The sequence below is a fragment of the Sphingorhabdus sp. genome (assembly GCF_046596595.1).
Lineage (GTDB): Bacteria > Pseudomonadota > Alphaproteobacteria > Sphingomonadales > Sphingomonadaceae > Sphingorhabdus_B.
The window spans coordinates 1-11,213 of sequence record NZ_JBKJMB010000048.1 but is presented as its reverse complement, the minus strand read 5'-3'; the positions used below and the strand labels follow the sequence as shown (position 1 = coordinate 11,213).

Annotated in this window: 10 protein-coding genes, 1 pseudogene and 1 riboswitch; of the genes and pseudogenes, 8 read left to right on the top strand and 3 right to left on the bottom strand. The window is 57.0% G+C overall.

The window, feature by feature from the left end; all coding sequences use genetic code 11:
• Positions 1-7: 7 nt before the first annotated feature.
• From ACLL9E_RS04425 to ACLL9E_RS04390, 8 genes are all read left to right on the top strand, one after another.
• Positions 8-166, top strand: a complete 159-nt coding sequence (locus ACLL9E_RS04425; protein WP_411290533.1) for a 2Fe-2S iron-sulfur cluster-binding protein — start codon at positions 8-10, stop codon at positions 164-166.
• Entirely contained in the window at positions 166-2,409 is a 2,244-nt protein-coding gene (locus ACLL9E_RS04420) for a molybdopterin cofactor-binding domain-containing protein (protein ID WP_411290532.1), read from the top strand. Before ACLL9E_RS04425 ends, ACLL9E_RS04420 begins: the two co-directional genes overlap by 1 nt.
• Positions 2,410-2,411: 2 nt before the next feature.
• Positions 2,412-3,008 (top strand): GNAT family N-acetyltransferase, encoded by a 597-nt coding sequence (locus ACLL9E_RS04415; RefSeq protein WP_411290531.1) that lies wholly within the window; start codon positions 2,412-2,414, stop codon positions 3,006-3,008.
• Between the two features lie 56 nt (positions 3,009-3,064).
• A riboswitch (cobalamin riboswitch) is annotated at positions 3,065-3,264 on the top strand.
• An 82-nt stretch (positions 3,265-3,346) separates the two neighbouring features.
• On the top strand, positions 3,347-5,194 hold the full coding sequence (locus tag ACLL9E_RS04410) for a TonB-dependent receptor plug domain-containing protein (RefSeq protein WP_411290530.1): 1,848 nt from the start codon (positions 3,347-3,349) through the stop codon (positions 5,192-5,194).
• Positions 5,194-6,042, top strand: a complete 849-nt coding sequence (locus tag ACLL9E_RS04405; protein WP_411290529.1) for an ABC transporter substrate-binding protein — start codon at positions 5,194-5,196, stop codon at positions 6,040-6,042. The genes ACLL9E_RS04410 and ACLL9E_RS04405 overlap by 1 nt, the downstream gene beginning before the upstream one ends.
• A complete protein-coding gene (locus ACLL9E_RS04400; protein WP_411290528.1) occupies positions 6,039-7,004 on the top strand; it encodes a FecCD family ABC transporter permease in 966 nt (321 codons plus the stop codon). The genes ACLL9E_RS04405 and ACLL9E_RS04400 overlap by 4 nt, the downstream gene beginning before the upstream one ends.
• Entirely contained in the window at positions 7,001-7,777 is a 777-nt protein-coding gene (locus ACLL9E_RS04395; protein WP_411290527.1) for an ABC transporter ATP-binding protein, read from the top strand. The genes ACLL9E_RS04400 and ACLL9E_RS04395 overlap by 4 nt, the downstream gene beginning before the upstream one ends.
• Positions 7,774-8,934, top strand: coding sequence for an alkaline phosphatase D family protein (locus ACLL9E_RS04390; protein WP_411290526.1), 1,161 nt, complete (start codon positions 7,774-7,776; stop codon positions 8,932-8,934). The genes ACLL9E_RS04395 and ACLL9E_RS04390 overlap by 4 nt, the downstream gene beginning before the upstream one ends.
• Here the strand turns inward: ACLL9E_RS04390 and ACLL9E_RS04385 are convergent.
• The 3 genes and pseudogenes from ACLL9E_RS04385 to ACLL9E_RS04375 form a co-directional block, all read right to left on the bottom strand.
• Complete coding sequence (locus ACLL9E_RS04385; RefSeq protein ID WP_411290525.1) at positions 8,918-10,459, bottom strand: PH domain-containing protein; 1,542 nt, start codon at positions 10,457-10,459, stop codon at positions 8,918-8,920. The two genes, ACLL9E_RS04390 and ACLL9E_RS04385, sit on opposite strands and share 17 nt — an antisense overlap.
• Positions 10,456-10,929, bottom strand: coding sequence for a PH domain-containing protein (locus ACLL9E_RS04380; protein WP_411290524.1), 474 nt, complete (start codon positions 10,927-10,929; stop codon positions 10,456-10,458). Before ACLL9E_RS04380 ends, ACLL9E_RS04385 begins: the two co-directional genes overlap by 4 nt.
• 154 nt (positions 10,930-11,083) lie before the next feature.
• Positions 11,084-11,213: pseudogene (locus tag ACLL9E_RS04375) on the bottom strand (2-nitropropane dioxygenase); the annotation flags it as partial.

Here is an 11,213-nt window from a genome sequence, read left to right as displayed (position 1 = left end):
CGCGCTCATCGAGAAAACTGGTAGCCCAAGCGACGCGCAAATCGACGAAGCCATGACCAACATCTGCCGATGCGGCACCTATCCGCGCATTCGCAAAGCCATTCAAGCCGCAACCGGGCAAGCTGCCAAGGCTGCCGCCGTTCAAGCCAAAGAAGGAGCTGTCTGATGGCCGATAACCCCACAGGCGAAATGGAAGCTGCAGCGCCCGTCAAGCGCAAAGGCGTCAAGCGCCGCGCCTTTCTCATCGGCGGCGTTGCGATCGTTGGCGCTGGCTTATTTGGCATATCCATTGCTGATAACAATGCTGCCAAGGACGCGAAGACACTCGTTGCTGGCAAAGGCGGGCACAGCTTTGCGACATGGCTGAAAATCGGTGAGGACGACGTAATCACGATCTACTCGCCGCACACCGACATTGGTCAGGGGTCAAACACAGGGCTAGCACAAATGCTGGCCGAAGAACTTGATGCCAATTGGGATCAAGTGCGCCTCGTGTCTGCACCAGCCGAATCGGCCTTCGCCAATGTTGGCTTGGGCCGTGGATTTTTGGCCGAAATGACTGGGCAGCCTGCAATCATCAATGGCATACCCCAGTCCTTTCTGTCGTTCATCGCGCGGCAGATGAACCTGCAAATTACCGGCGGATCATCCGCACTGCGGTTCACTGGACAGCAGACATTCCAAAAGGTCGGCGCGGCAACGCGGCTTGCGCTCGTTGAAACCGCGGCCAAGCGCTTGAGCGTTCCGGCGACCGAACTCACGACGCAGGACAGCTATGTCGTCCATGCAAAATCGGGACGATCGCTTCGGTACGGCGAACTTGCAGGCGAAGCGGCCACCTTGTCGCTGGAAAACGATCCCAGGCTGAAAGACCCCGGACAATATCGCCTCATGCGCCAGTCGATGCAGCGTCTGGATATTCCTGCCAAGGTCGATGGCACCGCGCAATATGGCATGGATTTTAGTGTTCCAAACATGCGCGTTGCCACAATCAAGGCAGCGCCAGTGCGCGGCGGAAAGCTGTCGTCGGTCGACGCTGCCCCTGCACTTGCGGTCAAAGGCGTGGAAAAGGTCATCAAACTGGACGACGCGGTCGCCGTAATCGGGAACGGCTATTGGCCAGCGATTTCGGGATTGCGGGCTTTGGCCCCCGAATTCAGCGACGGCGGCAATGGAGGCATTTCGACCGCATCGATTTTCAAGGCGCATGACGATTTATTCGGCAAAGGCGAAGCTGATGCCGAAGCTGGCGACGGTGATGTGCAGGCTGGCCTTGGGTCAAAGCCGATAGAGGCAAAATATCAGGTGCCGTTCCTCCACCACGCCATGATGGAGCCATTTGCGCTCACGGCCCATTTCAAGGGCGGAAAGCTTGATATCTGGGGCGGGATGCAGGACCCGCTGGCAACCAAAATGATGGCCGTCGAAGTGTCTGGTTTGGACGCGGACAATGTTACTTTCCACCCGATGATGATTGGCGGCAGCTTTGGCCGGCGATTGCCCATGTATATGGAAATTGTTGGCCAGGTAACGAAGCTTGCCATGCAATTGCCGTATCCGGTCAAACTTATTTGGAGCCGTGAGGAGGAAGTTGCGCAAGGAGCATATCGCCCGCAAAGCTCTGCGGTGTTGAAGGCCTCGCTTACCGGTCAAAAGCGAATCGCTGCCTATCGCAATGATTATGCCCAACCCGAAAGCGCCGAAAGCGAAACCGTATTTCCGTATGTTTTGCCTGCCGTATCGCGCAGGCATTTCGCCCATGTCTCCAACCAGACGACAGGCGCGTGGCGTTCGGTAAACTCGACGCAACAGGGCTTTTACAATGAAAGTTTCATGGATGAATTGGCACATGCAGCGGGCGAAGATCCAGTCACGTTCCGCCGAAATCACCTAAAGGCTGGGTCGCGGCACTTACGCGTTCTGGACGAGGTTGCAGCCAAAAGCGGATGGGGCACGCCACTTCCCGCCGGAACAGGCAGGGGCGTTGCGCTGGTTGAAAGCTTCAAAACCATCGTCGCACAAGTGGTGGAGGCATCCGTCGGCGAAGATGGCATGCCTAAGGTCCACAAGGTGACCACGGTCGTTGACGCAGGCAGTATCGTGAACCCTGACGCCGCCATGGCGCAGATTGAGGGTGGCACGATCATGGGGCTGTCATCCGCTATCGGGGAAGCGATCACCTTGGAAAAGGGTGCCGTGCAGCAAAGCAATTTGAGCGATTATCCGTTGATGACGATGGCGCAAGCACCGCTTGTTCAGGATATCCACTTCCTGAACAGCGGGGCGGAGATGGGCGGAATTGGAGAGCCCGGCGTGCCTCCTGCAGCACCAGCTTTGGCCAATGCCCTGTTCGCGGCAACGGGTAAACGCGTCCGCAACCTGCCCATCATGACGCAGGCGAAGGGATAATTTTGCCGCACGCACGTCTATTGCAACCAACCGATAACCTGGAGATTGCCGAAACATTATCGCGGGCGTTTCAGACTGAATCGGGCTGGAGCTATGTCATTCCTGATCCGAAATTGCGGGCGCAAAGGCTTATAGGCGCGTTTCATTTGTTCCTTCGCGACGAACATCGCAGGGGCGCAGTTTTCGGTACGGAGGGATTTGAAGCCGTCACCTTGTGGCGTGGCCCGGGCCAAGCGCGCGATTCCATGTTTGATACCGCGCGGCTGTTCATTCCGTTCGTCCAATGCCTGCGCTTTTCCATTTTTCGCGGGTTGGAAGTTGCCGAACTGATCGAAAAGCATCTGCCGAAAGAGCCATTCTGGTATTTGCATTACGCAGGATGCGACCCGGCGTTTCAGGGCAAAGGCTTTGGCGGCGCGGCGATCCGTGCCGGTCTTGAACGTGCGGATCATGATGGCCTACCTGCCTATCTGGAGACCGCGGACGAGCATAATATCGCGGTATATCAGAGTTTTGGTTTCACCATTAAACACATTTGGCAAGTACCCGAAGGCCCGCAATTCTGGGGCATGCAGCGTCCGGGGAAAACGCGGCATTAAACTCGGCCCAAGCGGGTTGAAGCGCAACCCCTTGCTCTTAGTCAAAAATCCGCCTAGCGTTTAGCTACGTATCAGGTCTGCGTGAGAGCGCGGATAATAGGGAAGCCGGCGGAAATCCGGCGCTGTTCCCGCAACTGTAACCGGCGAGCTTTTGCTCCAAATGCCACTGGGAAAACGGGAAACCGTGAAACTGGGAAGGCGGGGCAAGGGCACTGACCCGGGAGCCAGGAGACCTGCCTGATTGCGGTTTGTCCTTTGTGCTTGCGGGACACTGGCGCAATCGGGGTTTTCCTCGCGTGACGACATTTGTTTGGACGTCATGCGAAGGAGATACATCCGTGACCATATTAAAACACACGGCAGCCGCGATTGCGTTGCTGCCAACGACTGCATTTGCACAAGCTGATGACGAAGAAATTGTGGTGACCGCAAGCGGCTTTGAACAGCCGCGATCGGAAACCGGGCAGGCTATCGACATCGTTGACCGCGACCGCCTCGACCAATTGCAAAGCGCTACCATAGCTGACGCATTACGGACCGTGCCTGGGATCAGCATCGCCCCGCGGGGCGGCCTTGGCAGTCAGACCAGCGCCTTCATTCGTGGGGGCAGCAGCGCGCAAACTTTGGTCTTGATCGACGGCGTGCGGATCAATGATCTTACCAGTCCAAATGGTGCATTCGATTTCGGCGCGTTAATGACCGGCAATATCGACCGCGTTGAAGTGCTGCGCGGGCCCAATTCGGTCATCTGGGGAAGCCAGGCCATCGGCGGCGTTGTGAATGTTCAGTCGATTGTACCGACCGAAGGCTTTACGGCTCGCCTTGGCGCGGAATATGGTTCTTTTGATACCAAAAGGTTGCAGGCGAATATCGCAGGCACGAGCGGCGTATTGGAGGGCAGTGTCGGTGGTTCGTTCGTGAACAGCGATGGAATTTCGGCGCTATTAGGGGGAACCGAGCGTGACGGTTATGATAATGTCACGGGTAATGGTCGGTTAAAGGTTAAGATCAGCGACAGCTTCAACCTAGATTTCCGGGGCTATTACAACCGGGCAACAGTGGAATATGACTCGCTCTTTGGTATTGGCGCGAACGCCCTGCCCGTGTCCCGCAACCGCCAATTTGTCGGCTATGTCGGCGCAAATTTTGACCTGCTTGATGGCCGGTGGCAAAACCGGGTGGCTTACACCCGCACTAACATTAAACGCATCGGGACCGATCCGGTGGTGTTCAGTTTCAACAATTTTGATGTGCGCGGCGCCATTGACCGGGCTGAATATCATGCGGCATTTGACGTGAGTGACGCACTCACCGTGGTTGCCGGTGCCGAATATGAACGTAGCTTTGCCAGCACCTCGTTTGAAGGCGCGGCACCTGACGTGGCGCGCAACGACGTTGCCAGTGGCTTTGCACAATTCATCGTTCGTCCAGTTTCTGGACTGACCGTTACCGCTGGCGTCCGGCACGATGCCTATAGTGATTATGGCGGGCAGACGACCTTCGGCGGGAACGCAGCCTATACCCCCAATGACGGACGGACGGTGATACGCGCGACCTATGGTGAGGGTTTTCGCGCCCCTACGCTTACCGAGGGCCAACCGCCCTTCGGCAATCCGGATCTAAAGCCGGAAACAGCGCGCAATTTCGATCTTGGCGTTGAACATCAATTTTTGGGGGGCAAGGCGCAGGCTTTTGCGACCTATTTCAACCGCCGCAGCAACGACCTCATTGCCTTTTCCGTGATCAGTTTCCAATCCGAAAATATCGACAAGCTGACGGCTACCGGACTTGAAGCTGGGTTTAACCTCAATCCTACCAAGCGGCTCGATGTGCGCGCCAGTTACACTCTCGTGAACGCAATCAACCAAACGGACGGCGGTAATTTCGGTAATCGTCAGGCATTACGCCCGCAACATAGCGCCAGCCTGACCATCGACTGGCGAACCAGCCTTGGTCTGTCCGTTGGAGGCAGTGTTCTGATCATCGGCGATAGCTTCGACAACGCGGCTAATACCGTCCGTCTCGATGGCTATGCGCTGGTCGGCGTGCGCGCATCGATGCCTTTGACTGACGTGATCGAAGTCTATGGACGGGTCGATAATCTGTTCGACGCAGAATATACAACCGTTGCACGCTATAACAGCTTTGGCAGAAATGCGGCAGTTGGCGTCAGGGCGAAATTCTGATGCGGTTTGGCTGGTGCGTCCTGTCGGCGTTCGCCCTGACAGGGTGCACCAGCCAGCCAGATATTCTGCCCAATGGCATTGTGTCGAACAATCCGTGTATTGACTCAGTGCTGGCCGAAATCGCGCTGCCCGGTCAGGTTACGGCGGTGAGCATGTATTCGCATGACCCGGACAGCGCCTCTGCGCCTTTGGCCTGGTCCTCGCAGTTGCCAGCCATTAGTTCGGGTGCGGAGGAACTGCTGCTGGCAAAACCGAAGATCGTGCTGACAGGCAATCTGGCATCATCCGGCGCAAATGCATTGTTGGCGCGCGCTGGCGTGAAAACCGTTGCCGTTGGCGTTGCGCCGACCATGGAAGATGACATCGACCAGATACGGACTCTGGCTGCTGCAATCGACAGGGCGGACGCCGGAGAAGCCCTGATTTCCCGCATTCAAAAATCGCTACCCAACAACCAAATTTCCGGGCGGCCCGTGTCCGCTATCATCTGGCAAAATGGCGGCTTCGTGGCAGGAAAGGGTACGCTGCAGGACGAGCTTTTGGCGCGGCACGGGTTCCGCAACGCAAGTGCGCAATATGGCCTTGCTTCATGGGGAGTCTTGCCGTTGGAAACCTTGTTGCGTCACCCGCCGCAAGTAATCTTCATGCCGACTATGGCCAAAGGCGCAGACGCACGCGCGCTGAACGCCCGGCAGAAGCTGCTCGATCATTTGGGCAAGCGGACTCAAATCGTTGATTTTCCCGACAGGCTTTTGTTTTGCGGCGGCCCGACGATCATCAAGGTCTCGGCAATCCTGTCCAAAACGCGCGCTTCCTTTTCTTCAACTGCACAGAATGGGATCAGATGACTCGGCGGTCGATGACATCAGTCCTGCTGTTACTCACAGTCGCAGCGTTCCTGCTATCGCTGATGGCAGGCAAGGTCTGGATCTGGCCGACATCTTGGGCAGCAGACAATGCTGATGGCTGGATCTTCCTAGAATTGCGCTTGCCCCGCGCGGCGCTTGGCCTTTGTATCGGCGCGGTACTGGGGGTTTCTGGCGCGGTCATGCAGGGCTATCTGCGCAACCCGCTGGCTGACCCCACCGTGCTTGGCGTGTCTGCGAGCGCCGCACTTGGCGGTGTTCTTGCGATATTCACGGGCGTCAACTTGCTGCCCTTCGGCCTTTTTGGTTCTGCCATGATTGGCGCAAGCGCGAGCATCCTGCTTTTGCTCGCGATATCACGCGGTGGCGGCCCAATTGGTTTTATCCTTGGCGGCATGGTGCTGTCGACGCTAGCGGGCGCGCTGACGGCATTTGTCATCAGCATTGCCCCAAACCCGTTTGCCGTGAGCGAAATCATCAACTGGTTGATGGGTGCGCTCACTGACCGGTTGATGAGTGACCTATGGACTGCACTTCCCTTCATGGCATTGGGTACGCTGCTTTTGCTCTCCACTGGCCGCGCGCTTGACGCCCTGACATTAGGTGAAAATGGCGCCCGAAGTCTTGGCATTGATCTGCTGCGTTTGCAGTGGATCATTGTTCTAGGCGTAGGGCTTGCGGTGGGCGCATCAGTCGCCGTATCGGGCGTTGTCGGCTTTGTCGGTTTAATTGTGCCTCATCTTATTCGCGGGCTTTATGGCGAGCAACCGTCACAGATTTTGTTGCCCTCGGCGCTTGGGGGCGCGATTTTAACGCTGACCGCCGACAGCCTCGTGCGGCTTGTCCCCGGTCCAGGGGAAGTGCGGCTTGGTATTGCAATGGCGGTGCTTGGCGCGCCGTTTTTCCTCGCGTTGTTGCTGCGTTACCGGAAGCGCGCGGCATGACCTTGACCGTCCATAATCTAAGCTTCGCGCATGACGGTCAACCGACCTTGGAAGGGATAGACGCTGCGTTCATGGCCGGAAAGCTCAGCGTCATTCTTGGCCCCAATGGTGCTGGCAAATCGACTTTGCTTGCCTGCCTCGCTGGCCTGCTGCGGCCAGATACCGGATCCGTACAGCTCGATGACGCCGACGTTGGCGGGTTGCCTGCAGCCGCGCGGGCACGTGCTATCGGCCTCTTGCCACAGGGCGCTGAAACGCACTGGGCGATAGCGTCAGAAGCCTTGGTCGCACTTGGCCGCATTCCGCATATGCGCGGCGCAGGGCCTTCAACAGAAGACCGCCACGCGATTGCAACCGCAATGACGGCAACGGCGACCGAGAGCATTGCGCGGCGCCCCGTCACACAACTGTCGGGCGGCGAACGCGCGCGCGTGCTGCTGGCGCGGGTGCTTGCAGGCGAGCCGCAATGGATATTGGCGGATGAGCCTTTGGCCAATCTCGATCCCGGCTTTCAGCTCGACATATTGGGCCTGCTTCGGCGACAGGCTAAAGACGGAAAAGGCGTCATTGCGGTGCTGCATGACCTGCACCATGCCGTCCGCTTTGCCGATCACATATTGCTGCTGCACCAAGGAAAGCTGTTTGCGCAAGGCAGCGTTGACGAGGTAGTTACCGTCGGCAATCTGGCTAAAGTTTACGGGATTGACGCGAATCTTTTCAAGGACGACGAAGGGAAAACCCAGCTTCTGATTAAAGGCAAGATCAGCACATGAAATATACTCTCCCTATTGTCGCTCTCCTGTTGTCCAGCTGTGCGGTTCCACTTTCCCAGACCCCTGCTCCCATATCCGCAGGAACGCCTCAGAGCGCGCAGGAGGCATTGCGACCTTATTACGCAACGCTCGACGTCCAATTGCCAACGGCACCCTCCAGCCCCTCTCTATCGGCCGATACGGTCATCACACGTTTCGCGTTCGGCAGTTGCGTCAACGAAAACCGTGACATGAAATTCTGGGACGTCATTGCCACGCAAAAGCCCCAAGCGTTTCTGCTTATCGGCGACAACGTCTACGGCGACACAAGGCCAACAAACAGCGCCGACATTCCGACTTTGGCCGCGAGCTACAAGAAACTGAATAGCCGTGTCGAATTTGACCGCTTCCGCCGAAGCGTACCGATGATGACAACGTGGGACGACCATGATTATGGCGCCAATGATGCAGGGGGCACATTTGCCTTCAAGGAATGGGCTGAAAGCGCATATGAAACCTTTTGGGGCGCATCAGACGAGGTGAAATCACGCCCCGGTGTCTATGAAAGCCGCATCGTCGGACCCGCAGGAAAACGCGTCCAGTTCATCATGCTGGACGGACGTTTCTTCCGCTCCAACCTTGCCACCATGCCATACCGTGATCCAGGTCCTGCGCTTGGTTGGTATATCCCGAATATGGACCCCGCCGCGACGATATTAGGCGAAACGCAATGGCAATGGCTGGCGCGGGAACTGGAAAAGCCCGCAGACGTGCGCTTCATCATTTCTTCAACGCAGGTGATTACCGATGCGCATAATTTTGAAGGTTGGACCAATTTTCCCAAAGAGCGCGAAAAGCTATATGCGCTGCTTGGTCAGAAAGGCGTCAACAACGCTATTTTCCTCACCGGAGACAGGCACTCGGGCGGCTTTTACAAGACAAATGCGCCCGGCCTTTCAAAACCCTTATGGGATTTTACTTCGAGCTCGCTCAACTTTGCTTTTGGCAAAGGCGATGGCAGCGACCGCGAACCAGACCCACGCAGGACAGGCGGCTTCTGGGGCATCCCGAATTTCGGCCAGATTGACATCGACTGGGCAGCAAAGAAGGTGACGATGACGCTGCGAAAGGACGATGGCAGCGTGATTGAAACGCAGGTTGCTAGTGCGATTGATTGATCGCTGAATAATCCACGGCTGCAACCTTTTGCAGAACTGCGTCCCGAATTGCGTGCGCGGTCGAAAGCGGAACTGCAATCATTTCCAGCGTGCCACCGGCAATACCGAACTTGAGCGATGCGAGGTCCAAGCGCCGTGACAATGGCCCTTGGGCGATCTCGACACTTTGCACCTTCACCTGCGGCGCGATGGTCATTTGCTGCCGCCACCAGCCGCGTTGAAGGTATAATTGGTGGCCATCAAGCCCGAACCGATATTTGCGCCAGTCAAACCAGAAGATCATCCCGACCAGAACCAGTAGCGACAACAGCAATGTTGTTCGCAAAAATGGTGCATCCGCAAAAACCACCAGCGCCGCCATCGCGACAAATATGGGCGGCGTTATCAAAATAATCTGCGAAATCCAGTATTTCGCTGCGCCTCTTTGCAACCCGTCGTCGCCGTCTGGCGCCTGAATCGTTGCGGCTTGAGCGATACGCCACACCTCCCCAAGTGTCGCAAAGGGGGCGGCGACGTAGTTGCTTTCTTCCTTGCTGTCCTGAGCCAGGCTTACAAATTTCAGGCTATGCCAACCACGCCGTTTCCGAAATGGCCCGGTTTGCACAACCGCGGCTTGCACACGGTGCGTGGGCATCACAACATCGGTTAGCGTCAGCAACCCGCGCCGACGCCGGAAACCTTTCGATGTCTGGTCGAGGCGGAACCCGTGCTCACGCAGCAACGTGCGCGCAACACCCGTTGCAAAGCCAATGAAAATCAGACTCATGAGGGCAATAACGGCGAGGATCAATTGCACCACCCAACCGACGCCGTTGATTTTGTTCACGCTGACGCCGCGCGCCTCCGCGAGGCCCGCCCAATGTTTCAAATCCCAAAGATCATATGGCAGCAGAAAATCAAACTGTTGCGCCACCCCGCCAAGAACAGCAAAAATGATCAGCGAAAAGGAATAAAGACCGAAGATCAAAACCCTTTTGCCATCCATGGCAAAGATCGGCGCAATGTCCTGTGACTCGGCGACAGCGGGGTCGTCGCCAACGATAACGATCCCGGCTTTTCGCGATCGGATAAGGGTTCGCAGCCTGTTTGCTTCGTCTAAAGTGACGAAGCTCAGCTTCGCGTCATCGCCATCCCCGCCGCCCGTCTCGAATTTTACCTCGCCCAGCCCCATCATCCGGGCAAGCGGCTTTTGTTCAATGCTCACATCCTGAATGCGCTCATAGGGGATCGACCGGGCAGTCCGGTTCAATATACCTTTCTCGACGCGGATATCATGGTCACCGACATGATAGCGAAAGCGCAGCCATGCCAGCCATCGGAAAAACAGGCTAATGACAAGAACTGCGGCGATAACGATCGGAATAAGCGCCGGGTTCTTTGACTGCCGGACGCCGAAAACCGCCGCGACCAAAGGAAACGCCAGCTGCGGCAGGCCTGATACAAATGTGACCAACAGACCGCTAATATGCAGCCGCTCGCCGTCATGCACGTCCCCTTCATGCATTGCCTCGGCTATCTGGTTCACAGCACATCCTGCCGGATTGCAGCGCGAATAGCCTCACGCATCACCAACGCGTCGGCATGCAAGAGGCCCGGCAAGGCCACTTTGCTATTGTGATTGCCCGCCGTGTGCACTGTCAAAGTCGCCAAGTCATAGCGGCGGTCAATCGGGCCCTGATCCACATCGATATGCTGAATGCGGCCAAAGGGTACAATTGTGTCACGATAAAACATATATCCGCGAACGATACGCAGACGGTCTGTCCCCATATCATAGCCCCAGTGACGGTATTTGCGCGCAGGAACGACGAACGCGGCGAAGGTGTAAAGTAATAACATAGGCACCAGAAAGGAGCCGGGCGGCAGAACTTGCGCGATCTCCAAAACGCCAGCCCCAATGACAAAAGGCAGCAAGCCAAGGCCAGTTGCAATTCTGCTGGTGGTCACGAACGCAGGGTCGAGCGCGGTAAGTTCTGGCGAGTGGTCATCTGTCATGCAAGCGATATGCGCAGACTGTGTTGCGTTGGCAAGACAGATATTCCTCCCCTCCCGCCTGCGGGAGGGGTCGGGGGAGGGCAATCATTGCCGACAGCAAGAAGCTCGCTTCGCTCCCCCTCCCCTTGCCCCTCCCGCCTGCGGGAGGGGAATGTTAGCGCGCCAGGGCGGCGTTGGCTTCGTCGACCAGCTTCGCAATGATGTCGACAACCGGGCGCTCGACATGGACCATACCAACAGACTGCCCGGCCATGACCGAACCATATTCAACATCACCGTCGATG